The organism is Micromonospora sp. DT46 (assembly GCF_049841735.1).
Classification (GTDB): Bacteria; Actinomycetota; Actinomycetes; order Mycobacteriales; family Micromonosporaceae; genus Micromonospora; species Micromonospora reichwaldensis.
On record NZ_JBNCKW010000006.1, the window covers coordinates 200,080 to 221,890 of the forward strand.

Annotated in this window: 23 protein-coding genes and 1 pseudogene; 17 read left to right on the forward strand and 7 right to left on the reverse strand. The window is 75.1% G+C overall.

The window, feature by feature from the left end; genetic code table 11:
• Positions 1–52 precede the first annotated feature (52 nt).
• From ACLQ20_RS18060 to ACLQ20_RS18070, 3 genes are all read right to left on the reverse strand, one after another.
• Positions 53–550: a MerR family transcriptional regulator gene (locus ACLQ20_RS18060; RefSeq protein WP_151452554.1), complete on the reverse strand. Its 498-nt coding sequence runs from the start codon at positions 548–550 to the stop codon at positions 53–55.
• Positions 550–2,049 (reverse strand): SulP family inorganic anion transporter, encoded by a 1,500-nt coding sequence (locus ACLQ20_RS18065; RefSeq protein WP_425856722.1) that lies wholly within the window; start codon positions 2,047–2,049, stop codon positions 550–552. Before ACLQ20_RS18065 ends, ACLQ20_RS18060 begins: the two co-directional genes overlap by 1 nt.
• Before the next feature lie 222 nt (positions 2,050–2,271).
• Positions 2,272–3,138 carry an SDR family oxidoreductase gene (locus tag ACLQ20_RS18070; RefSeq protein ID WP_425856725.1) on the reverse strand — a complete coding sequence of 289 codons (867 nt, stop codon included), beginning with the start codon at positions 3,136–3,138 and terminating at the stop codon, positions 2,272–2,274.
• 119 nt (positions 3,139–3,257) lie between these two features.
• On the opposite strand from ACLQ20_RS18070, the gene ACLQ20_RS18075 reads away from it, so the two are divergent.
• On the forward strand, positions 3,258–3,875 hold the full coding sequence (locus ACLQ20_RS18075) for a TetR/AcrR family transcriptional regulator (protein WP_327030186.1): 618 nt from the start codon (positions 3,258–3,260) through the stop codon (positions 3,873–3,875).
• A gap of 115 nt (positions 3,876–3,990) precedes the next feature.
• On the forward strand, positions 3,991–4,497 hold the full coding sequence (locus tag ACLQ20_RS18080; RefSeq protein WP_132232336.1) for a hypothetical protein: 507 nt from the start codon (positions 3,991–3,993) through the stop codon (positions 4,495–4,497).
• Here the strand turns inward: ACLQ20_RS18080 and ACLQ20_RS18085 are convergent.
• Positions 4,441–4,932 (reverse strand): GNAT family N-acetyltransferase, encoded by a 492-nt coding sequence (locus ACLQ20_RS18085; protein WP_425856729.1) that lies wholly within the window; start codon positions 4,930–4,932, stop codon positions 4,441–4,443. The genes ACLQ20_RS18080 and ACLQ20_RS18085 overlap by 57 nt on opposite strands.
• A 32-nt stretch (positions 4,933–4,964) precedes the next feature.
• Positions 4,965–7,280 carry a glycoside hydrolase family 65 protein gene (locus ACLQ20_RS18090; RefSeq protein ID WP_425857209.1) on the reverse strand — a complete coding sequence of 772 codons (2,316 nt, stop codon included), beginning with the start codon at positions 7,278–7,280 and terminating at the stop codon, positions 4,965–4,967.
• 262 nt (positions 7,281–7,542) lie between these two features.
• Between ACLQ20_RS18090 and ACLQ20_RS18095 the strand changes: the two genes are divergently transcribed.
• Positions 7,543–8,181 carry a phosphatase PAP2 family protein gene (locus ACLQ20_RS18095; protein WP_151457589.1) on the forward strand — a complete coding sequence of 213 codons (639 nt, stop codon included), beginning with the start codon at positions 7,543–7,545 and terminating at the stop codon, positions 8,179–8,181.
• Positions 8,182–8,281: 100 nt separating this feature from the next.
• Here the strand turns inward: ACLQ20_RS18095 and ACLQ20_RS18100 are convergent, their stop codons facing one another.
• The gene (locus ACLQ20_RS18100; protein ID WP_425856732.1) at positions 8,282–9,058 is read right to left on the reverse strand and encodes a prepilin peptidase; all 777 of its coding nucleotides are present in this window, start codon (positions 9,056–9,058) and stop codon (positions 8,282–8,284) included.
• Between the two features lie 579 nt (positions 9,059–9,637).
• On the opposite strand from ACLQ20_RS18100, the gene ACLQ20_RS18105 reads away from it, so the two are divergent.
• From ACLQ20_RS18105 to ACLQ20_RS18160, 12 genes and pseudogenes are all read left to right on the forward strand, one after another.
• Positions 9,638–10,204, forward strand: coding sequence for a hypothetical protein (locus ACLQ20_RS18105; RefSeq protein ID WP_425856734.1), 567 nt, complete (start codon positions 9,638–9,640; stop codon positions 10,202–10,204).
• Positions 10,201–11,184, forward strand: coding sequence for a hypothetical protein (locus ACLQ20_RS18110; protein WP_425857211.1), 984 nt, complete (start codon positions 10,201–10,203; stop codon positions 11,182–11,184). The genes ACLQ20_RS18105 and ACLQ20_RS18110 overlap by 4 nt, the downstream gene beginning before the upstream one ends.
• A gap of 115 nt (positions 11,185–11,299) precedes the next feature.
• Positions 11,300–11,959 (forward strand): SAF domain-containing protein, encoded by a 660-nt coding sequence (locus tag ACLQ20_RS18115; protein WP_151456970.1) that lies wholly within the window; start codon positions 11,300–11,302, stop codon positions 11,957–11,959.
• 2 nt (positions 11,960–11,961) lie between these two features.
• Positions 11,962–12,762, forward strand: coding sequence for a ParA family protein (locus ACLQ20_RS18120; RefSeq protein WP_327030182.1), 801 nt, complete (start codon positions 11,962–11,964; stop codon positions 12,760–12,762).
• Positions 12,752–14,284: a CpaF family protein gene (locus tag ACLQ20_RS18125; protein WP_151456968.1), complete on the forward strand. Its 1,533-nt coding sequence runs from the start codon at positions 12,752–12,754 to the stop codon at positions 14,282–14,284. Before ACLQ20_RS18120 ends, ACLQ20_RS18125 begins: the two co-directional genes overlap by 11 nt.
• Positions 14,245–15,190: pseudogene (locus ACLQ20_RS18130) on the forward strand (type II secretion system F family protein). Before ACLQ20_RS18125 ends, ACLQ20_RS18130 begins: the two are co-directional and overlap by 40 nt.
• A 52-nt stretch (positions 15,191–15,242) precedes the next feature.
• Complete coding sequence (locus ACLQ20_RS18135; RefSeq protein WP_425856738.1) at positions 15,243–16,124, forward strand: type II secretion system F family protein; 882 nt, start codon at positions 15,243–15,245, stop codon at positions 16,122–16,124.
• A 26-nt stretch (positions 16,125–16,150) separates the two neighbouring features.
• Positions 16,151–16,354, forward strand: coding sequence for a hypothetical protein (locus tag ACLQ20_RS18140; RefSeq protein ID WP_425856741.1), 204 nt, complete (start codon positions 16,151–16,153; stop codon positions 16,352–16,354).
• A gap of 9 nt (positions 16,355–16,363) precedes the next feature.
• A complete protein-coding gene (locus ACLQ20_RS18145; RefSeq protein WP_425856744.1) occupies positions 16,364–16,828 on the forward strand; it encodes a TadE/TadG family type IV pilus assembly protein in 465 nt (154 codons plus the stop codon).
• Positions 16,813–17,292: a TadE/TadG family type IV pilus assembly protein gene (locus ACLQ20_RS18150; RefSeq protein WP_151456964.1), complete on the forward strand. Its 480-nt coding sequence runs from the start codon at positions 16,813–16,815 to the stop codon at positions 17,290–17,292. The genes ACLQ20_RS18145 and ACLQ20_RS18150 overlap by 16 nt, the downstream gene beginning before the upstream one ends.
• Complete coding sequence (locus tag ACLQ20_RS18155; protein WP_358114284.1) at positions 17,289–17,720, forward strand: pilus assembly protein TadG-related protein; 432 nt, start codon at positions 17,289–17,291, stop codon at positions 17,718–17,720. The genes ACLQ20_RS18150 and ACLQ20_RS18155 overlap by 4 nt, the downstream gene beginning before the upstream one ends.
• Before the next feature lie 15 nt (positions 17,721–17,735).
• Complete coding sequence (locus ACLQ20_RS18160) at positions 17,736–19,010, forward strand: LysM peptidoglycan-binding domain-containing protein (protein WP_425856747.1); 1,275 nt, start codon at positions 17,736–17,738, stop codon at positions 19,008–19,010.
• A gap of 32 nt (positions 19,011–19,042) precedes the next feature.
• Here ACLQ20_RS18160 and ACLQ20_RS18165 read toward each other — a convergent pair whose 3' ends face one another.
• Positions 19,043–19,894 (reverse strand): Rieske 2Fe-2S domain-containing protein, encoded by an 852-nt coding sequence (locus ACLQ20_RS18165; RefSeq protein WP_151457166.1) that lies wholly within the window; start codon positions 19,892–19,894, stop codon positions 19,043–19,045.
• Positions 19,895–20,060: 166 nt separating this feature from the next.
• On the opposite strand from ACLQ20_RS18165, the gene ACLQ20_RS18170 reads away from it, so the two are divergent.
• The gene (locus tag ACLQ20_RS18170; RefSeq protein WP_225852480.1) at positions 20,061–20,978 is read left to right on the forward strand and encodes an EamA family transporter; all 918 of its coding nucleotides are present in this window, start codon (positions 20,061–20,063) and stop codon (positions 20,976–20,978) included.
• Between the two features lie 40 nt (positions 20,979–21,018).
• Positions 21,019–21,783 carry a crotonase/enoyl-CoA hydratase family protein gene (locus tag ACLQ20_RS18175; RefSeq protein WP_425856751.1) on the forward strand — a complete coding sequence of 255 codons (765 nt, stop codon included), beginning with the start codon at positions 21,019–21,021 and terminating at the stop codon, positions 21,781–21,783.
• Positions 21,784–21,811 lie beyond the last annotated feature (28 nt).

A 21,811-nucleotide genomic window follows, 5' to 3' on the forward strand; every position in this document is an offset into this window, starting at 1 on the left:
CAAGGGAAGCTGCCCGTCGTCGCCACTCCTGTCGCCAGGGGCGGCAACCGGCTCAGGTGGACGGACCGCCGTGCTGGTCGAGCCTGTCGCGGAGCGTGCCGGCGAAGCCCTCGGCCGTGGCGAGCTGGTCGCGCAGCGCGCTGACGCGTGCGGTGGCGGCGGTGTGGAACATGCCGAGCCGGTCGAGCAGGGCGACCCGGTCGGCGCCCTCGGCCGTGTCGAGGGCGTCGAGGACGCCGAGCAGGTCGCGCATCTCGTCGAGGGTGAAGCCGAGCGGCTTCATCCGCTTGACCACGGCGAGCCGGTCGAGGTCGGGTGCGGTGTAGAGGCGGAAGCCCCCGTCGCTGCGGGCCGACGGGACGATCAGGCCGACGTCCTCGTAGTGCCGGATGGTGCGGATGCTCAACCCGACCCGCTCGGCAACCTCGCCGATCTGCATCAGCCGCCCTCCGACCGGGCCGGGGGCGGGCGCCGAAGCCGGGCCGGGGGCGGACTCGGCAGCCGGGCCGGGGGCGGGTGCCGGCCCGGCCGTACGGCGGTCGGGGGCCATCAGTGGCCGACGCCGAGCCGGCCGGCGAGGGTGCCGTGGATCTCCGCGCTGGGGCGGTTCAGCTCGACTATCTCCACGGTCTTGCCGCGGGCGGCGTACCTGGTGGTGACGGCGTCGAGGGCGGCCACGGAGGAGGCGTCCCAGACGTGGGCGTGCGTCATGTCGATGACCACGCTGTCGGGGTCGTTGGCGTAGTCGAACTGCCCGACCAGGTCGTTGCTGGAGGCGAAGAACAGCTCGCCGTGCACGGAGTAGATCCGGGTGGTCCCCTCGGGGTCGAGGACGCTTGTCACCTCCACCAGGTGGGCGACCCGCCGGGCGAAGACGACCATCGCGGTGAGCACGCCAGCGACGACGCCGACGGCGAGGTTGTGGGTGGCCAGCGTGGTGACGACGGTGGTCACCATGACGATCGTCTCGCCGTACGGCATCCGCCTGAGCGTGGCCGGGGCGACCGAGTGCCAGTCGAACGTCGACACCGCGACGATGACCATCACGGCGACCAGGGCGGCCATCGGGATCACCGCGACCACGTCGCCGAGCGCGACCACCAGGATCAGCAGGAAGACGCCGGCCAGGAAGGTCGACAGCCGCGTACGGGCGCCGGACGCCTTCACGTTGATCATCGTCTGACCGATCATCGCGCAGCCGCCCATGCCGCCGAAGAACCCGGTGACGATGTTCGCCACGCCCTGCCCCCACGACTCCCGGGTCTTGCTGGAGGGGGTGTCGGTGATGTCGTCGACCAGCTTCGCGGTCATCAACGACTCCATCAGCCCGACCAGCGCGATGCCCAGGGCGTACGGGGCGATCAAGGTCAGGGTGTCCATGGTCCAGGGGACCTGCGGCAGACCGAGCGTGGGCAGGCTGTCCGGCAGCGACCCCTCGTCGCCCACGGTCGGCACCGTCGCGTGGGTGGCCACCGTGACCACGGTCAGCACCACGATGGCGACCAGCGGCGCCGGGACGGCCCGGGTGAGGCGGGGCAGCCCCACCATGATCGCCAGCGCGACCGCCGCGAGCGGGTACACCAGCCACGGCACCCCGATCAGGTGCGGCACCTGGGCGACGAAGATCAGGATGGCCAGGGCGTTGACGAAGCCGACCATCACGCTGCGCGGGATGAACCGCATCAGCTTCGCCACCCCGAGCACCGCCAGCAGGATCTGGATCGTGCCGCCGAGGATCACCGCCGCCACGAGGTGGTCGAGGCCGTGCTCCTTGGCGAGGGGCGCCACGACCAGGGCGACCGCGCCGGTGGCGGCGGAGATCATCGCCGGCCGCCCGCCGCAGATCGCGATGGTCACCGCCATCGTGAACGAGGCGAAGAGGCCCACCCGGGGATCGACCCCGGCCAGGATCGAGAAGGAGATCGCCTCCGGGATCAACGCCAGGGCGACGACCAGGCCGGCGAGGACCTCGGTGCGGAACACCCTCGGCGACAGCCAGGACGGGCGGGGCAGGCGCGGGCGGCCGACCAGGGACGACACAGAGGACATACAGCCATTTCCACTCGGGGGGCGCGCACCACGCCCACCCGGCGGAGACGGGTCGGTCGGGGTCGCATCGCGTACGGACGCAGGAGCGCCGTCGTCGCCCGGTCACCGGGGTCGCACGGCGCGGCGAACCCTACTCTTCCGCCACGGAAGAGTTCCCACGCGCGTGGCGAGCGTCACGACCGTGGGCCACCGTGCGCCCCGCCCTCCCCCGCCCGGCGGCGGTCAGGCCGGCCCGGCGCCCGGGGCGGGGACCGCCTGCTCGGCGGCGCGGCTCACCTCTTCCCAGCCGGCCCAGACGTCCATGCGTCGCTTCGAGATGTCGAAGGCGAGGTCGTAGACCATGCTGCCCAGCAGCAGCCGCAGCGGCGGGTCGTCGCTGGCGACGAGCTTCATCAGCGCCTCGGCGGCCAGCCGGGGTTCGCTGTCGATCGACCCTTCCGCCCACTGCCGCGCCAACTCCTCCCGCAGCGGGTCGTAGGCGGGGTTCGGGGCGGCCGCCGTGCTGCTGGTGTAGAGGTCGGTCCAGTAGCCGCCCGGCTGGACGATGGTGACCTTGACGCCGAACCCGGCGGCCTCGGCGGCCAGCGCCTCACTCATGCCCTCCAGCGCGAACTTGCTCGCGCTGTAGAGCCCCGTACTGGGGAAGCCGCCGAGCGCACCGATGCTGGAGACCTGCACGACGTGCCCGCCGCCCTGGGCGCGCAGGTGCGGCAGGACGGCCTGGCTGACCCAGAGCGCGCCGAAGAAGTTGAGGTCCAACTGGGCGCGCGCCTCGGCCTCGGTGAACTCCTCGATCATGCCCATGTAGAGCGCCCCGGCGTTGTTCACGACGACGTCGAGCCGGCCGAAGTGCCGTACCGCCTCGTCGACGACGTCGAGGACCGCCGCGCGGTCCGTGACGTCGAGGCGCAGCGCCAGCAGGCGGTCGGGGTGCCGGGCGGCGAGGTCGTCGAGCGGCGAGACGTCCCGGGCCGCGCCGACGACCCGGTCGCCGGCAGCGAGCGCGGCCTCGGTGAAGGCGCGGCCGAGGCCACGGCTGGCCCCGGTGACGAACCAGACCCGCGGCGCGGCGGTGGCTGAGGCTTCCATGGGGACTCCCTCCCTAGCGAGACGGACCGTCTCGTCTTGTTGACGGGAGTGACCCTACCCGACCGGGCCCCACTGTCAAGACGGACCGTCTCGTCTCATCCTCTTGCTAGATTGGGCCCGTGCCCACGCAGAAGGTCGCCCCCGACTCCAGCCGTCGCAGCGAGACGGCACGCCGCGCCATCCTCGCCGCCGCCTTCGACCTCGTCGGCGACGTGGGCTACGCGAAGCTCAGCATCGAGGGCATCGCCGCCGCCGCCGGCGTCGGCAAGCAGACGATCTACCGCTGGTGGCCCTCGAAGGGCGCCCTGTTGTTCGACGCCTTCCTCGCGCTCACGACCGACGGCGGGCAGGACGGCCAGGGCGGCGCCCTACCGGACACCGGCGACCTGGCCGCCGACCTGAAGCTGGTCCTGCGGGCCGTCGTCGACGAGCTGAACGACCCGCGCTACGACCTGCCCATGCGCGCCCTGCACACCGAGATCGTCCACGACCCCGCCCTCGCCGCCGACTACGCGGAGCGGCTGGACGGGCCCATGCGGGAACTGAAGAAGGAACGCCTGCGCGCCGCCCGGCGTGCGGGCCAGCTCGCCGAGGACGTCGACCTCGACGTGGCCGTCGACCTGATCTTCGGGCCGGTCCTCAACCGGTGGCTCCAGCGCACCGGCCCGCTGACGCACGGGTACGCCGACCAGCTGGTGGACACGGCGCTGCGCGGCCTGGGGCCCCACCACCCGTAGGCCCCCGCGGGGGATCCCGCGGCACCGGGCGGACAACACCCGACCCCCGGTCGTCGTTGATCCGGTCGTACCCGCCCCACCGGGCGCGGGCACCGACCGTGGAGGAGGCACGCCGATGACCAGTCAGCGCGAGACCGTGGAGGTCGACCCGGTCCTGTTCCGTGCCGTCTACGACTCGCCCGCCTCGCTGCCCGGCAGGCACCGGTGGACGACCCCGGAGTCGGACGTACGCCGGATCGAGAAGCTGCTCGGCATGCCGCTGCGCAGCATCGGCGCCCCGCTCTGGGTCAGCGGCGACGAGCCGGACTGCCCGAAGTGCGGCCGCCGGGTCAACTGGTACGACATCGTCTCCTCCGCCCTCTCCGGCGTGCACGACCGGATGATGATCGCGACGGTCATCCTCGGCGACCGCAGGTACGTCAACACCGAGGTCCCCGACGCGATCGCCGGGGTGCGCTGCACCGACTGCCGCACCGCGATCGAGGGGCTGCGCAGCTTCAAGTGCCACAACTGGGCGTACGCCTTCGAGGCGCTGGAGACCGTCCGGCAGCGGATGTCGGGCGCGTCAGTCGTCGGCCGTCAGCCCGCGGGCGAACCGCAGCCCGGGGCGCCCGTCGAGTGACACCTCGCCCACCGGCGTGAACCCGGTACGCCGGAGCACCGCGAGCGAGCCCGCGTTGTCCAGCGTGGTCCCGGCGGTCAGCCGGCGCAGCCCGTACGCCCGGCGGGCCAGTGCCACGACGCGGCGGACGCCGTCGGTCGCCACCCCGCGCCCGGCGGCCCGCTCGGCCACCCGGTAGCCCAGCTCGGCCTCGCCGTCGGCGACGTCGACCAGGTTGAACCGGCCCAGCACTTCCCCGTCGGCGTCGACCAGGACGTGGAAGTGGCAGGTGCCGCTCTCCTGCTCGGCGAGCAGCCCCGCGTGCCGCGCGGCGAAGTCGGCGAAGTACGCGTCGCCCCGGTCCGGCACCGACCGCGCGAACCACTCCCGGTTCTCCCGCTCGAAGCGCAGCAGCGCGTCGGCGTGGTGGGCGGCGAGCCGCTGAAGATCGGACACCGCGCCACCCTACCGAGCTGCGCCCGTACGCCTCAGTGGTCGCCGGCGGAGCGGCGGGTGGGGCGGCGGCCGGGCGGGGAGGGCGGCTCCGGCCCCGGGTCGGGCACCTCGGGCATCGGCCGGGTGACCGGCCCGGCTCCGGTGACCCGGAGCGGCTCGCCGTGGTGCCGCACCTCGATGCCGGTCTCCGGGTCGGCGTCCGGCAGCTCGTAGCGGGCCTCGTCGGCGGTGAGGGTGACCCGCAGCCGGTGGCCGTGCCAGCGCAGGTGGAACGCGAGCCGGTCGATCGCCGCCGGCAGCCGGGGGTCGAAGGAGAGCACCCCGCGGTCGTCGCGCAGCCCGCCGAAGCCCTGCACCAGGGCCAGCCACGCCCCGCCCAGCGACGCCAGGTGCAGCCCGTCGCCGGTCTTGTCGCCGAGGTCCGCCAGGTCCTGGAGCACCGACTCGGCGAACAGGTCGTACGCCAGGTCGAGGTGCCCGACCTCGGCGGCGAGCACGGCCTGCGGGGAGGCCGACAGCGACGAGTCCCGGACGGTCCGCGCCTCGTAGTAGGCGAAGTTGCGGGCCTTCTCGTCGGCCGTGAACTCCCCCGGGCAGCGCTGCATGGCGAGCACCAGGTCGGCCTGCTTGACCACCTGCCTGCGGTACAGCTCCAGGTAGGGGAAGTGCAGCAGCAGCGGGTAGTCGTCGTCCGAGGTGTCCGCGAAGTCCCACTCCGGCTGCTCGGTGAAGCCGGCCGACTGCTGGTGCACCCCCCGCTTGCGGTCGTACGGGACGAAGACCGCGTCGGCTGCGGCGCGCCAGGCCGACACCTCGGCCGCCTCGACCCCGAGCCGGGCCGCCGCCCCGGGGTGCCGCTCGGCGGCGTCGGCGGCCCCGCGCAGGTTACGCCGGGCCATCAGGTTGGTGAAGACGTTGTCGTTGACCAGGGCGCTGTACTCGTCGGGGCCGGTCACGCCGTGCAGGTGGAAGGTGCCGGTGTCGGACCAGTGGCCGAAGCCGTGCCAGAGCCGGGCCGTCTCGACCAGCAGTTCCAGCCCGGGCCCGGCGAGGAACTCCTCGTCGCCCGTGGCGGCGGCGTAGCGCAGCACGGCGTCGGCGATGTCGGCGTTGAGGTGCAGCCCGGCCGTGCCGGCCGGCCAGTAGCCGGAGCACTCCCGCCCGCCGAGGGTCCGCCACGGGAAGGTCGCGCCGGTCAGCCGCAGCTCCGCCGCGCGCTCGCGGGCCTCCGGCAGGTGGGCGTGCCGCCAGCGCAGCGCCGAGCGGGCCAGCGGCGGGTCGAGGTAGGTCAGCACGGGCAGGACGTAGCCCTCCGTGTCCCAGAGCACGTGCCCGTCGTAGCCGTTGCCGGTCAGGCCCTTGGCGGGAATGGTCCGGTCGCCGTCCGCCCGGCCCGCCTGGAGCAGGTGGAACACCGAGAACCGGATGGCCTGCTGGAGCTCGTCGTCGCCGTCGAGCTGGACGTCGGCGGTCTGCCAGGCGGCGTCCAGCGCCGCGCGCTGGCCGGTCAGCAGGGTCTCGAAGCCCTCCGCGCGGGCCGCGTCGGCCTCCGCGACGACCAGTCGGGCCAGTTCCTCCGGGGGCAGGCCGTCCACCGGGGTGCACTCGTACGCGGCGAACTTGGTCAGTCGCAGCCGCTCGCCGGCGCGCAGCGTCCCGGTCAGCGTGAGGCGCAGCCGGTCGGGGGTGCAGTCGACGCCGGGGGCGAAGCCGTCCGGGGCGTGCACGTCGTGCGCGACGGCGACGGCGACCCGCTGGCCGCTGTGCCCGGTGCGGTGGACGAGGACGCCGTCGTGCCCGTCGGAGTGCCGGTACTCGGCGGCCAGCGGGTCGGTGATCACGGAGGCGGCGCGGGGGTCGTCGGCGCGCTCCGGCACCCGCTCGTTGGCGAGCAGGTCGGCGCAGACCCGCACCTCGACCGTGCCGTCCAACGGCTCGACGGACCACCGGACGGCGGCCACCGGACGGCGGGGCAGGGAGACCAGTCGGACGCTGCGAACGCGTACGCCGTGCCCGGCCGGCGAGATCCACTCGGTGTGCCGCTCGACCACCCCGGCACGCAGGTCGAGCACCCGCTCGTGGGTGCGCAGGGTGCCGGTGCGCACGTCCAGCGGCTCGCCGTCGACCCAGAGGCGGATCAGGGCCGCGTTCGGCGCGCTGATCACCGTGTCGCTGAACTGCGGGAAGGCGTACCCGTCCTCGGGATAGTCGAGCTCGCGCCGCTCGTGGAAGCCGTTGAGGTAGGTGCCGGGCATGCCGTAGGGAGTGCCCTCGTCCAGGGTGCCGCGCCAGCCGACCCAGCCGTTGCCCAACGCGAAGATCGACTCGGTCTCGGCGAGGCGGTCCATGTCCGCCTCCGTACGCCGGATCCGCCAGGCCTCGTCGCCCCCCGTGACCTGCCCGGTCGGCGGCCGATCGGTGATGGGGGTTTCGTGCACAGCGCCTCCAGGGAAGTCCGACGTACCGGGTCAATCGAAGCAGATGGGGCTGAGAGGTCGCTGAGACGAAAGTCGGGGCCACCACCCGACCAATGCACACTGCGCCCGACTTCCAGGTATTCCAGGGTTGTCTGGGAGCTAAACGAGGTATGAACGATCCGTGAGGTGAATCATGATTGATGCGGACACGTCGGACGTTCCGAAGATCAGTGTCGAGTGGTACCAGGACATCGTCGACTTCGCCGCCGACACCCCGCAACCGGTGCAGTGGTTCGCCGAGCACTTCACCGAGGGCGCAATCCTGCTGCTCGGCGCGCTGTGGCTGATCGCGGCCGTGTCCCGGCTCGGGGGCGGGCCGCGCGACCGCGCGTACGCCCTGGTGTCGCCAGCGCCGGTGGTGCTCGCGTACGGGTGCAGCGAGCTGCTGAAGACCGTGGTGGACCAGGAACGCCCCTGCCGGGCGATCGCCACCGAACTCGCCATCATCGCCGGCGAGTGCCCGCCGACGGGCGACTGGTCGTTCCCCAGCAACCACTCCACGATCGCGGGCGGCCTGGCGGTGGCGACGCTGCTGCTGTCCCGCCGGGTCGGCCTGGTGGCGCTGCCGCTGGCGGCGCTGGCCGCGTTCTCCCGCACCTTCGTCGGCGTGCACTACCCGCACGACGTGGTCGCCGGTGTCCTGCTCGGCGCCCTGTTCGCCGCGCTGCTCACCCCGCTGTTCGCCCGCCCCGCCGCCGGGCTGCTGCACCGCCGCGCCCGCCAGGCCGAGCGCCCCGTCCGCGATCCGGCCACCCCGACGTCCCGCCGCTGACCGCTCCTGGCCGGGCGGCCACCCGCCCGCACGGAGGGCCTGCGTGGACGGGAGGCCGCCCGGCCAGGCGGAGGAGCGCGGGCGGCCTGCGCCCGCAGGATCAGAGCAGGACGAGGGCGGCGAGGGCGCCGAGGACGAGGAACGGGCCGAAGGGGAGGTGGCTGCGCCAGCCGACGCGGCGGGCGGCCAGCAGCGCGACACCGACCGCCCCGGAGAGCAGCAGGGCGAGCACCAGCCCGGCCACCGGGACCGCCCAGCCGTACCAGCCCAGCAGCGCGCCGACGCCGAGCGCCAGCTTGGCGTCGCCGAGGCCGAAGCCGCGCCGGCCGAGCAGCAGCGTGGTGGTGGCGAAGAAGAGCGCCAGCGCGACGCCGGCCACGGTGGCGCGCAGCCACGGCGCCGGGCCGGCCCCGGCGAGGGCGGCCAGCCCCAGCAGCAGCCAGGTCCCGGCCGCGGCGGGCCAGGTGAGCCGGTCCGGCAGCCGGCACACGGCCGCGTCGACGAGGACCAGCGGGATCGCCCAGCCCAGCCACCAGGCCGTGGCGACCAGCACGGCGGGGGGCGGCCCGAGCAGCACCAACGCCCCGACGGCCGCCGCGAGGGCGAGTTCCACCGTGCCGGGCGGCGGGCCGACGCGCGCCCCGCACCGCCCGCACCGCGCCGTCGGGCCCAGCGCCGGCCAGGGCCGGGCCAGCCCGACCGGGGCGCCGCACGCGTCGCACCCGGTCCGGGTCGCCACCCCCGGCGGTACGGCGTGCCGGATCACGGCGAGCCGGAGCACTGGGGCGAGCGCGAGTACGGCCAGCAGCCGCGCCCCGCGCGCGGCGACCTTCGGTGCGGCCGGCTCCGCCACCGCTGGCGGCCCGGTCAGCGCCATGACCGCCCCCGGAGACCCGCACCGACGACAACCACGCAGGGTAGCGCCATGGACGACTTCCGGTAACGGGCGAAACGGCCCGCACTCCTCCCCCGCAATGCGCGGCGTTGGGCGCGGAAATGGCGCATCCGAATAGGCGGGAATCCCACCATGGCGAAATAGCGACACGTCGGCGCGGGGGACGGATCGGACCAGACACCACGTCCGGGACACGCACCAGCCGCCTCGACGACGCCTCGCCCACCGCGCGCGCTTCCCACGCCTGCGCCCCACCGATCCCCGCCGCCCGCCCCGCCCGCACCGGCCCCGACCACCCGCCGCCACCACCTGTCATCACTCAGTGTGTTCGAACGAATTGCCTCTGTTGCATCGGCGAGCGTCAGCCTATGCTCGCCCCTTGGGTGTGGTGCAACCCACAGCGAAAAGACAGGGACGACGCGGGACAACGCTTTTGTAGAGATCCGTAACGGCAAATGCGTCGGCGCTTTCCGACAGGTCCGGACGACCCCATCCGGTCACGCCGCCGCATGCCCGGAGGCCGCCGAAACCGGCCCCGGGTCGCCACCGAGGAGGCACGACGTGCGCGGACGGCGGTTCAGCCGATGGGCAACCTGCCTGCTCGCCATCGCGACGCTCGGCGCGGCGCCGGCCTGCGGCGCCGAGCCCGGACCGACCCCCCGGGCGGCGACCGCCGGGGACGCCCCCGCCCCCACCCACCGGGCCGCCGACGAGCAGGCGGCGAGGAAGGCGGCGCTGGCCGCGTACGCCGGATATCTCGCCGCCTCCCGCAAGGCGAGCGGGCGCGGCGACCCCCACCATCCGGAGCTGTCCCGGTTCCTCGCCGACCCACTGCTGACCCGGGTCCGGCTGACCATCCGCAAGGCGAAGGAGCACGGCGCGATGCGTACCGGCACGTTGGTCTCCGACCCGACCGTGACCTCGGTGAGCCTGGATTCGAGCCCACCCACCGTGGAGATCCAGGACTGCCTGGACGCCACCGGCTACCGGCTGGTCTACGCCAGGGACAAGCGGGTCGTGCCCGGCACCGGCGGGACGCGGCACCTGGCCACCGCCACCGCCACCCGCTACCCGGACGGCCGCTGGCTGATCAGCGCCGGCGCAGCCCACGAGGACCAGCCGTGCTGACGCGGGCGGGAGGGGACGCCGGGGCGGCCCACGCCCGTACCGCCGACGGTGGCGGCCGGGATGGAACGGCCCGCCGGTCGCTCGCGGGCGCCGCCCTGGCCCTGCTGCTGGCGCTCGGGGCGGCCGTGCCCGCGATCGCCGCAGGACGCGCGGACCCCGGCGCGGAGTGCCCGCCGGGGCAGAGCGACTGCAGCGTCTGGGACGACGATCCCGGCACCCCGGGCGGCCCCGGCGGCGGTGGGGATGACGGCGGGGGCGGCGACTCGGGCGGCGGGGGCGGCGCCGCCAAGTGCCAGTGGAACGGCCGCACCGTCAAGTGCTACGACAGCGTGCTCGGCTGGTTCAACAACGGCGACGGCTGCTACTACAAGCTCGCCGAACCGCAGCCCGAGGCCCCCGAGGGCCAGCAGTGGTACGTGCGCACCTGCAACGGCGGCGACCTCGGCTCCCAGACCACGGTCCTGCGCGACGCCCCGCCGCCCGGCTTCGGCGCGCCGCCCGACCCGGAGGAACTCGCCCGGCGGGCGCTGGCCAAGATCACCATCGCGGCGCCCCGGATCGCGGTCGCCCCCCGCCGCAGCAACGGTCCCGGCCTGGTCGGGCTGCCGGTCTGGATGTGGGGCCGCAACGACGACCGGAAGTACTTCGGGCCGACCCAGCGGGCCTCGGAGAGCGAGCGGGGCCTGACCGTACGGATCACGGCGAAGTTCGACCGGATCGTCTGGAACATGGGCAACGGCCGCAAGGTCACCTGCTCCGGCGCCGGTACGCCGTACCGGGCCGACGGCCCGCTCGCCGGCCGCCCCTCCCCCGACTGCGGCTACCAGGGCTACCCGAAGGCCGGCGACTACCGGGTGCGGGCCACGACCTACTGGACGGTGACCTGGCAGGGCGGCGGCCAGAGCGGCGTCATCCCGGTCAACCGGACCACGGGAACGGTCCCGGTCCGAATCAACGAACTTCAGGTGGTGGCCCAGTGAGCGCGAGGAGTGAGCCGATCTTGCGAGCCCCGCAGTCGCGAACGGAGACGGGCCCAGTGAGCGCGAGGAGTGAGCCGATCTTGCGAGCCCCGCAGTCGCGAACGGAGACGGTCCGGTGAGTGTGGCGACCCGGAACGGAACCGGGCCGGTGGACGCGCCGGTCGCCCCGCCCCGGGTGGTGCGGCAGCGGCGGATGCGGCCCGGGCTGCTCGGCCTGGCCGTGCTGCTGATCGCCCTCGGCGGCCTGGGGGCGGCGTTCGCGGTCACCTCCGTACGCGCCACCGGCAGCTACCTGGCGGTGGCCCGGCCGGTCGAGGTCGGCCGGCAGGTCAGCGCCGACGACCTGGTCCCGGTGCAGGTGGCCGGTGGCCAGGGGCTCTCCCCGGTGCCCGCCGGGCGGCTCGACGAGGTGGTCGGCAAGCGGGCCGCCGTGGCGCTGACCCCCGGCACGCTGCTGACCATGGCGCAGCTCACCGACGACCCGCTGCTCGGGCCCGGCCAGCAGCAGCTCGCGCTGGGCCTGAGCCCCGCCGAGGTCCCCGCCCGCAGACTCCACCCCGGCGACAAGATCCTGCTGGTGAGCACGCCGGACGGGGACGACGACCGCCCCGCGGGCGCCGCCACCCGGTTCGAGGCGACGGTCATCGACGCCGTCACCTCGGACGACGACGACGAGGTGGTGGTCTACCTGGCACTCGCCGTCCGGGACGTGCCGGCCGTCGTCGCGCTGTCCAGCCAGGAGCGGATCGCTCTCGTACTGACCGAGGCGGCCTGACCATGGCGATCATCGCGCTGGTGTCGGCGAAGGGCTCCCCGGGCGTCACCACCGCCGCCCTCGCGTGCGCCCTGACCTGGCACCGGCGGCTGGTGCTCGCCGAGTGCGACCCGGCCGGCGGGTCGATCCTCGCCGGCTACCTGGGCGGCGCGCTCGACGGCCCCCGGGGCATCGGCGAACTGGCGGTCGGCGAGTTGCGCGACGGCAACCTGGAGTCGGCGTTCTGGTCGCAACTGGTCGACCTGGACGCGCCGAAGCGGGAGCGGCTGCTGCTGCCCGGCGTCGTCGATCCCGCCCAGGCCGGCAGCGTCATCCCGCTCTGGCAGCGCTTCGCCGACTTCTTCGGCAGCCTGGAGGGCGGCGACCCGCCGTACGACGTGGTGGTGGACTGCGGGCGGCTGCACGTCGTCGGTCCACCGTGGCCGATCCTGCGCGCCGCCTCGGTGGTGCTGCTGGTCAGCGGCGCCCGGCTCCCCGACCTCTCCGGCACCCGGGCCATGGCCAGGACGATCGAGCGGGACTTCGCCGAGCACCGGGTGCCGCCGGGCACCCTGCGGCTGCTGCTGGTCGGCGACGGCCACGGCAGCGGCGAGGTCAGCAAGGCGCTGCGGCTGCCGGTGATCGCCCGGATGCCGCACGATCCGCGTACGGCCGAGGTGCTCGGCCTGGGCGGCACCGTGCGGGCCGGTCGGCCCCTGATGCGCGCGGCCGGGGCCCTGGAGGTGCCGGTCGGGGCGCTGCTGGAACGCCGGCGCGCCCGGCTGACCTGGCCCGTGCCGCAGGGGGTGCCGGATGCGGTTTGAACCGGTCTCCGGCGACCCGCGCCGGCAGCCGCCCGGTGCCACCTCCACGGCGCCGCCGCTGGCCCCGCCCAACGGACGCCACCATCCCCTCCCGCTGCCGGTGCCGGTCACCGCGCCGCGGCCCGAGCCGCCGCCCCGGCCCCGGGTCGACTTCCAGGTGGTCCGCGAGCTGCGCCGGGAACTCAGCGAGCGGCTGGCCCTGTGGCAGCGCGGCCGGGAGTTCACCGTCGACGAGGAGGACACCGAGCGCGCCCGGCTCGCGGTGACGGTGGTCGCCGAGTACGCGGACGCGGTGCGCCGGGCCGGCACCCCGATGGCGGCCGGCGAGGAGCGGCTCCTGCTCGACCAGGTGACCGCCGAACTGGCCGGGCTCGGCCGCCTCCAGACGCTGCTGGTCGACGACACCATCGAGGAGGTGCACATCCTCGGCTGCGACCAGGTGCGCGTCACCCGCCACGGCGGCGGCGTCGACTGGGTGGAGCCGATCGCCGACAGCGACGACGAGCTGGTGGAGATCCTCCAGGCGGCGGCCCGCCGGGCCGGGGCCACCGAACGCTCGCTGTCGACGTCCAAGCCCACGCTCGACCTGCAACTGCCCGACGGCAGCCGGCTCGCCGCGGTGTTCCTGGTCAGCCACCGCCCGTACGCGGTGATCCGCAAACACAACACGCTGGACGTGAGCCTCGACGACCTCGCCGGGGCCAGGGGCGACCTGGACGAGATGATCGACCCGCTGGTGCGCGACTTCCTCCGCGCGTCCATGCGCGCCGGGCTGAACATCATGGTGGCGGGCCTCGCGGGCGCCGGGAAGACCACAGTGATCCGGGCGCTGATGGACGAGATCCCGGCCGACGAGCCGTACGTGCTGCTGGAGGAGAGCCGCGAGCTGCTGCCGGCCCGCCGCCGCCTCAAGCACCGGGCGGTGATGAGCTTCGAGGCCCGGGAGGGGCACGGCGAACGCGGGGCGGACGGCCGCCCGGCCGGCGAGGTGAGCATCGCCGACCTGATCCCGGTCTCCCTGCGGATGGGCGTGCTGCGGATCATCGTCGGCGAGGTCCGGTCCCGGGAGATCGTCCCGATGCTCCAGGCCATGACGACCAGCCGCGGCTCGATGTGCACCATCCACGCCCGTACGCCCGCCGGGGTCAGCGAGCGGATCATCGAGCTGGCGCTCGCGCACGGCCGGGAGATGACCGTCGACCAGGCCCGCCGGATGGCCGGCAACGCGCTCGACCTGATCGTCTACGTCACCGTCGAGGACGAGACCGCGATCGGCGGGCGCAAGCACCGCTTCGTCTCGCACGTCGAGGAGGTCATCGGCGTCGGCGACGGCAACCGGATCACCACCACCCAGGTGTTCGGGCCCGGGCCGGACGGGCGGGCCGTACCCCGGCACCTGCCCGAGCGGGTGCGCGCCCAACTCCTCCGGGTCGGCTACGACGCCCGGCTGCTCAGCCGGTGGATCGAGGCCGGCACGGGCGCGTGGCGGCGGCCCCGGCAGACCCGGCTCGGGCGGCGGTGACCGGAGGTGCTGGACAACGTCGAACTCGTCGCGGTGGCCTCCGGCGCCGCCTGCGTGGCCGGGCTGCTGCTGGCGGTCGTCGCGCTGGTCGGCACCCGCCGGCCGCCCGGTGGCCCGGGCGCGGGCCGTGGGCTCGACCGGCTCTGGAAGGGCCCGGGCGCCACCCCGCGCGAACAGCGGGCCCACCAGGCGCTGCTGGTCGCCGCCCTGGTCGCGGGTGCGCTGGCCTTCCTGGTCACCGGCCTGCCGGTGGTCGGTCTGCTGGTCGCGGTGGCCGTCCCGGGCACCCCGTGGCTGTTCTCCGTCGGCAAGGCCGAGCAGCGGGCCATCGCCCGCATCGAGGCGGTCGGCGAGTGGACCCGCCGGCTCAAGGACGTCTCCGCCACCGGCCAGGGACTCCAGCAGACGATCATCGGTACGGTCGCCACCGCTCCCGAGGAGATCCAGGAGGAGGTACGGCTGCTCGCCGCCCGCCTCCAGGCCGGCTGGCTGGCCCGCTCCGCGCTGCTCGCCTTCGCCGACGAGATCGGCGACCCGGTCTGCGACCAGGTGGTGGCGGCGCTGATCCTGCACGTGACCGACCGGGGCGAACGCCTCGGCGACGTGCTCGGCTCGATCGCCGGAGCGGCGGCGGCCGAGGTGGCCACCCGCCGGGAGATCGAGGCGAAGCGCACCCAGCCCCGGTTCGCGGTCCGCTTCCTCACCGGGATGACCCTGGCCACCGTCGCGTACGGGCTGCTCAACACCGAGTACGTGAGCCCGTACGGCACGCCCTTCGGGCAGCTCGTGATGGCGACGCTCGGCGCGGCCTTCGTCGGCCTGCTGGCCTGGGTGCGGTCGATGAGCCAGCCCCGCCGGCCGGCCCGCTTCCTGCCGGCTCCCGACCCGGAGGAGGTGGCCCCGTGAGCGCGAGGAGTGAGCTTGCGAGCCCCGCAGTCGCGAACGAAAGGCAAGCACCATGAGTACGGTCGTCCTCAACTGGCAGCTCGCCGTCGCCGTGTGCGGCGGGGCGGCGGTCGGGCTGGGCGCCTTCCTGGTGGTCCGCGAGCTGGTGCCGGCCACGCCCGCGCTCGGGCCCGCGCTGCGCCGGCTGCACCAACCGGCCGGCGCCGGGCAGCTCGCCACGCCCGCCGACCGGCGGCTGGAGTGGCTCACCGGGCTGTCCCGCTGGCTGCGGCCACCGCACCGGCAGCTCGCCCTGATCGACCGGACGCCCGAGCAGTACGCCCTGTCGATGCTGCTCTCCGCGCTGATCGGGCTCGCCGCGCCGACGCTGCTCGGCGTCACCCTGTTCGCCGTCGGCATCCGGCTGCCGGTGGTCGTACCCGTGCTCGGCAGTCTCGGGTTGGCGCTGCTCTCCGCCCTGATCGCGCACCGGTCGGTGCTGGACCGGGCGGACAAGGCGCGCGACGAGTTCCGCCAGGCGGTCTGCACCTACCTCGACCTGGTCGCCCTCCAGCTCTCCGCCGCGCACGGGCCGGTGCAGTCGCTGGAGCGGGCGGCGGCGGTCTGCGACGGCTGGGTCTTCGACCGCATCTCCGAGTCGCTGCGGATCGCGCAGATGCAGATGCACTCGCCGTGGGACGAGCTTCGCGACCTCGCCGAGCGCATCGGCATCCCGGAACTGGGCGACGTCGGGGCGATCATGCGCTCCTCCGGCAGCGAGGGCGCGCAGGTGCACGAGACCCTGCGCAGCCGCGCCGACTCGCTGCGCGACCAGATCCGCACCGACAACCTGGCCCGGGCCGAGGGGGTGACCAGCCGGCTCGACATCCCCGGGGCGCTGCTCGTCTTCGTCCTGCTCGGCTTCGCCGTCTATCCGTTCATCGCCCGCCTGTGATCCGCCCCCGAGAGAAGGAGCACGTCATGTCCGTCATCACCCGACTGCACGTCGTCGTGTCGACACGCCTGGCCGAGCTGCGCGAGGACGGCGAGCGGGGCGACAGCCCCGTACCGACCGCAGTGATCATCTTCGGTCTGGTCGCCGTCGCGATGGCGGTCACCGCCGCCGCCCTCGGCGCCGCCAACGACTGGATGGACAACATCCCGAAGCACCAGGACCCGAAGTAACACCGGGCCGTGCGCCGGACAGACTCCGTCCCGGGGCGCCGGGCGGCCACCGCCGCCCGGCGTCCCGTCGCGGCTGCCGGCCGGCGGCTCGTGGCCGGCGGGGTCGACCGGGGGGCCAACCCGGTCGAGTTGGCGGTGGTGATGCCGGTGATCCTGCTGCTGCTCTTCGCCTCGATCCAGGCAGCGGCCTGGTTCGTCGCCCGCTCCACCGCGCTCAACGCCGCGCAGAGCGCGGTCAACGCGCAGCGGCTGCACCAGGCGCCGCCCGGGGCCGGTGAGGCGCGGGCCGTCCGGTTCCTGAAAGCCTCGGGCGGCTGGCTGGTCGGCTGGAAGGATCCCGCACCGAGCTGCGAGACCACCGCGACCGAGGTGACCTGCACGGTGCGCGGGCGGTCCCTGTCGGTCGTACCCGGGGTCACCTTCCCGGTGCACCAGACCGCGCACGGGACCGTGGAACGGTGGACCGCGCCGTGAGCCGTACCGCCGAGCGGGGCTCGGTCTCGATCGAGGTGGCGGTGCTCGCCCCGGCGTTCATCGCCCTGATCGTGCTGGCCGGCGTCGCCGGGCGTACCGCCGTGGCGGCCGAGGCGATCGACGCCGCTGCCCACGACGCCGCCCGCGCCGCCTCGATCTCCCGGGACGCCCGCACCGCCCGCGCCGAGGCCCGGGACGCGGCCCGTCGACAGCTCGACTGGCGCGGCCTGAACTGCGCCGGCACTCCCGAGGTGACGTTCAGCGGCGCGGTACGCGGCGCCCCCACCAGCTTCGACGCGGCGTTCCGCAGCCCGGCCGGGCAGGACGCCTCGGTCACCGTCCGGGTCGCCTGCACCGTCTCCTACGGGGACCTGCACCTGTCCGTCCTGCCGGGGATGCCCGCCGGCAAGCGCGTGTCGGCGAACTTCACGTCGCCGCTGGACCGCTACCGGAGCCGGGGATGACCGCCGTGGCCGGTCGGCACGATGAGGGCCGGGTCAGCATCTTCCTCGCGGTGGCGATGGTCGGCGTCCTCTCCGTCATCGGTCTGGCCTTCGACGGCGCGGGTCAGCTGCGCACGTTGCAGCGGGCCGACAACCTCGCGGCCGAGGCCGCCCGCGCCGGCGGCCAGGCCATCGACCGGGCCACCGCCATCGAGGGCGGGCCGACCCGGATCGACCGCCCCCAGGCCCGCCGGGCCGTCGCCGGCTATCTCGCCGCCGCCGGCGCCGCCGGCCACACCGTCAGCTTCCCGGTCGTCGACGGGGAGACCCGGGTCCGGGTACGCGTCACCGTCACGCACCGCAGATCCATGCTCGGCCTGCTCGGCTTCGACGAGACCGTCACCGTCTCCGGTGAGGCGACCGCGCGGCCGCTCACCGGGGCACCGTAGGAAGGGAAGGCAGCCATGGCCGCATCGGGGCGTTCCGTCGTACGGCGGACCGGACGCATCCTGACCGGGTTCGGCGCGCTCGTCGTGCTCTGCGCGGTGCTGGTCGGCGCGCCGGTGGCGCTGCTCGCCCTCGCCGGCAACCCGCTGCCCGACCACCTGCCCAGCGTCGCGGAGATCGGTTCGACGCTGACCAGCCGGGACGACGGGCGGCTCTTCCTGCGGGCGCTGGCGCTGGCCGGCTGGTTCGGCTGGGCCACGTTCGCCTTCTCCGTCCTGGTCGAACTCTGCGCGCAGGCGCTGCGCCGGCCGGCGCCCCGGCTGCCGGGGATGAGTCGCCAGCAACGGGCCGCCGCCGCGCTGGTCGGTTCGGTCGCGCTGGTCCTCGCGGCCAGCCCGGCGGCGAGTGCGGCGGCGGTGGTCGCCGACCCGTACGCCCTGCCGGCGGCACAGCCCGCAGCCGCGCGGACGGTTGCGGAGGCCGCCTGGCCGGGGCCGGCCGCGCACACCTGGTCCACCCCGGTCGCCTCGTCCGCTCCCGTGACCTCATCCGCCTCGGACGACGGTGTGGCGGTCTACCGGGTGGCCCGGGGCGACCACCTGGGCGCGGTCGCCCAGCGCTACCTGGACGAGTTCGCCGACTACCGGGAGTTGGCCGAGCTGAACCGGCTCGGCGACCCGGACCGGATCCACCCGGGTCAGCTGTTGAGGCTGCCCGGGGACGCCGAGGACCGGGGTGCCCGCCGGCACGCGACCGGCCGCCTCGTCGCTCGCCCGACCCCGCCCGCGCCCGCCCGGCCGGCCCCGCAGCCGGCACCCGGGAAGGTCGCTCCCGAGCGGGTGACACCGACCCCGCCGGCTGCCGAGGCCCCGGTGCCGCCCCCGGCGGAGAGGGACGCCGGTCAGGCCCCGACGGTGACGGTGGGCGCCGCCCGCGCCGGCGAGCCCGACCGGGTGAACCGGCCCCTCGCGGTCTCCGCCGTCCTGGCGGTGGCGAGCATCGTCGGCGCGCAGATCGGCGCGGTCCTGGGCCTGCGCCGCCGCCCGGCCCACGTACCGGCCGGCGCGGCCCGGACCACGGCCGCCGCCCGCCGGGGCAGCACCGCGCGCGGCACCACCACGGCCAGGCGCGGCACGGGTCACCGGGACATCCGCACCACCCCACGCGGCAGCGCGATCGGAGTCGACCGGGGCACGGGGACCGGTACCCACGACAGCGTTCCGACCGGCCACGGCCGGACCCGTGCGGATTCGTCCCACGACACGGCGATCGGCCGCCACCGCCGCCCCTGACTCCCGGGGGCCGGGAGGCCGCCGGGCGCCGGTCAGGGCAGGCGGGTCTCCAGGACGCCGTCGACGACGCGGGTCGGCAGGATCTGCTGGTCGTTGCCGGAGGGGCCGTGCACGACCTCGCCGCCGTTCAGGCGGAACGCGCTGCCGTGCCAAGGGCAGACCACGCAGTCGTGCCCGTCGATCTCGCGTACCTCGCCCTCGCCCAGCGGGCCGCTCTGGTGCGGGCAGCGCTCCAGCATCACGGTGACCTCGTCGCCGTGCCGGTAGAGGATCACCGAGACGTCGTCGACGTCCCGGGTGATCAGCGTGCGCTCCGGCAGGGCAGCCATGTCCGCGATCGAGTGCCAGCCGTCGCTCATCCGGTGCAGCTCGGAGATGCTCTGGTTGACCTGCGCGCCCTGCTTGTACGCCAGGTGCCCGCCGAGGTAGGCCCCCATGCTGGCGGCGCCGAGCCCGAGGAAGCCGAGCGTACGGCCGAGGTTGTGCCGACCGGTCATCCGGGCGGCCACCGAGCCGGCGTAGAACGCCAGGCCGACGCTGTTGGACGCGGCGTGCACCAGGCCGATCCGGCGCTGGTCACGAGCCAGTGCCGCCCAGTCGTTGAGGCCGGTGACCGCAGCCGGGAGGGCGCTGACGGTGCCCACCGCGCACAGCGTGGCGGCGGCCCGGCGCTGCCCCGGCATCAGGTCCAGCACCGCCGTGCTGATCCACGCGCCCACCGGCACCTGCACCATCGCCGGGTGCAGCGGATGGCCCAGCCAGACGCCGTGCAGCAGGTCGCGGACCCGCTGCGGTCGGAGGGTGGCCTGGACGGCACGCTGCAACCGGTCGCCGACCCGGTCCAGCCCGGATGCCTGCTCGATCTTCGTCAAGAGTGCTCGCACCCGTACCGACTTCCCGGCAGGAGCCCCCGCAAACCGGTCGGCGGTGACGGATCCGCAGCGGTACGTGGTCGCGCCCCCACCGGCCCGTAACGGGACGTCCCCACCGAGGTCGGCGGGCGTGGAAATCCGGTCGCGGGCCGCACCGTCCACGACCACTGTGGTCCGGGTGTACGCACTCTCCTCCCGCCCGCTGCCGGCCGGTCGACCGGCGACCCGACTGAGCGTCGCGCTGGGGCAGCCCCGGGCCGTGCCGCCCCCGCTGCTGATGCTGCTGGGCATGCTCTCCACCCAGGTCGGGGCGGCCGTCGCCAAGCAGCTCTTCGGCAGCGCCAGCGCCGGCGGCACCACCACGCTGCGGCTCGGCTTCGCCGCGCTCATCCTGCTGGTCCTGGTCCGGCCGGGGCTGCGCCTGGGCTGGCGTACCGCCGGTCTGGTCGGGGCGTTCGGGCTGGCCCTTGCGGTCATGAACCTCGCCTTCTACGCGGCCCTGCACCGGGTGCCGCTGGGCGTCGCGGTCACCATCGGCTTCGCCGGGCCGCTGCTGGTGTCGCTCGCCGGCAGCCGCCGGCTCGCCGACGTGGCGTGGGCGGCGCTGGCCGGCGGCGGCGTGCTGCTGATCAGCGGGCTCGGCGGGACGGGGATGGACCGGCTGGGGCTGCTGTGCTGCGTGGCCGTCGCGGTCGGCTGGGCCGGCTACGTGCTGCTCGGCAAGGCGGTCAGCGCCCGGGTGCCGGGCAGCCGGGGCCTCGCGCTGGGGATGGCCGTCGCCGCGCTGGCCGTGCTGCCGTTCGGGGTCGCCGGCAGCGGTGCGGCGCTGCTCGACCCGTGGACCCTCGCGCTGGGCGCGGCGGTGGCGCTGCTGTCGTCGGTGCTGCCGTACTCGGCGGAGATGGCGGCGCTGCGCCGGATGCCGGCCCGGGTCTTCGCGGTCCTGCTCAGCCTGGAGCCGGCGATCGGGGCGCTGGTCGGGCTGGTCCTGCTCGGCGAGCTGCTGGCCTGGCCGCAGGCGGCGGGGGTGGCCTGCGTGGTCGGCGCCGCGCTGGGCGCCACCCTGGTCCGCCGGGAGCGGCCCGCCGCGCCCTGACGCCTGGCGCCGCCGGCACCGCCGGGGGCATGCTGTCGGCATGGGCATACGCGTCGAACGCGCCGCGGCGGTGACCACGGTGATCCTGGACCGCCCGGCGGCCCGCAACGCGGTCGACGGGCCGATGGCACGGGCGCTGGCCGACGCGTTCCGCGCCTTCGAGGCCGACCCCGACGCGGCGGTGGCCGTGCTCTGGGGTGCCGGCGGCACGTTCTGCGCCGGGGCCGACCTGAAGGCCATCGGCACCCCGAGCGGCAACCGGGTCGAGGCGCAGGGGGACGGCCCGATGGGTCCGACCCGGATGACGCTCAGCAAGCCGGTGATCGCCGCGATCTCCGGTCACGCGGTGGCCGGCGGGCTGGAGCTGGCGCTCTGGTGCGACCTGCGGGTCGCCGAAGCCGACGCGGTGCTCGGGGTGTTCTGCCGCCGCTGGGGGGTGCCGCTGATCGACGGGGGCACGGTCCGGCTGCCCCGGCTGATCGGCGAGAGCCGGGCGATGGACCTGATCCTCACGGGGCGGCCGGTGCCGGCCGAGGAGGCGTACACCATGGGCCTGGTCAACCGGCTGGTCACGCCGGGTGAGTCCCGGGCGGCGGCCGAGCGGCTGGCCGCCGAGATCGCCCGGCACCCGCAGACCTGCCTGCGCAACGACCGGGCGGCGCTGCTCGCCGGCGCCGGCCGGCCCGAGCCGGAGGCCATGGCGGGCGAACTGGCGTACGGGATGGCCTCGCTGGCCGCCGACGCGGCAGCCGGGGCGGCCCGCTTCGCCGCCGGCGCCGGTCGGCACGGCGACCCGGCCGACTGACCGGGCGGGACATCTCGACGGGCCGGGC

What these genes read in the sequence shown, in the direction of transcription:
- ACLQ20_RS18060 (WP_151452554.1), bottom strand. Translation starts at nt 550, where the DNA reads ATGGCCCCCGACCGCCGTACGGCCGGGCCGGCACCCGCCCCCGGCCCG.
- ACLQ20_RS18065 (WP_425856722.1), bottom strand. Translation starts at nt 2,049, where the DNA reads ATGTCCTCTGTGTCGTCCCTGGTCGGCCGCCCGCGCCTGCCCCGCCCG.
- ACLQ20_RS18070 (WP_425856725.1), bottom strand. Translation starts at nt 3,138, where the DNA reads ATGGAAGCCTCAGCCACCGCCGCGCCGCGGGTCTGGTTCGTCACCGGG.
- ACLQ20_RS18080 (WP_132232336.1), top strand. Translation starts at nt 3,991, where the DNA reads ATGACCAGTCAGCGCGAGACCGTGGAGGTCGACCCGGTCCTGTTCCGT.
- ACLQ20_RS18090 (WP_425857209.1), bottom strand. Translation starts at nt 7,280, where the DNA reads ATGGACCGCCTCGCCGAGACCGAGTCGATCTTCGCGTTGGGCAACGGC.
- ACLQ20_RS18095 (WP_151457589.1), top strand. Translation starts at nt 7,543, where the DNA reads ATGATTGATGCGGACACGTCGGACGTTCCGAAGATCAGTGTCGAGTGG.
- ACLQ20_RS18100 (WP_425856732.1), bottom strand. Translation starts at nt 9,058, where the DNA reads ATGGCGCTGACCGGGCCGCCAGCGGTGGCGGAGCCGGCCGCACCGAAG.
- ACLQ20_RS18120 (WP_327030182.1), top strand. Translation starts at nt 11,962, where the DNA reads ATGGCGATCATCGCGCTGGTGTCGGCGAAGGGCTCCCCGGGCGTCACC.
- ACLQ20_RS18125 (WP_151456968.1), top strand. Translation starts at nt 12,752, where the DNA reads ATGCGGTTTGAACCGGTCTCCGGCGACCCGCGCCGGCAGCCGCCCGGT.
- ACLQ20_RS18135 (WP_425856738.1), top strand. Translation starts at nt 15,243, where the DNA reads ATGAGTACGGTCGTCCTCAACTGGCAGCTCGCCGTCGCCGTGTGCGGC.
- ACLQ20_RS18140 (WP_425856741.1), top strand. Translation starts at nt 16,151, where the DNA reads ATGTCCGTCATCACCCGACTGCACGTCGTCGTGTCGACACGCCTGGCC.
- ACLQ20_RS18155 (WP_358114284.1), top strand. Translation starts at nt 17,289, where the DNA reads ATGACCGCCGTGGCCGGTCGGCACGATGAGGGCCGGGTCAGCATCTTC.
- ACLQ20_RS18160 (WP_425856747.1), top strand. Translation starts at nt 17,736, where the DNA reads ATGGCCGCATCGGGGCGTTCCGTCGTACGGCGGACCGGACGCATCCTG.
- ACLQ20_RS18175 (WP_425856751.1), top strand. Translation starts at nt 21,019, where the DNA reads ATGGGCATACGCGTCGAACGCGCCGCGGCGGTGACCACGGTGATCCTG.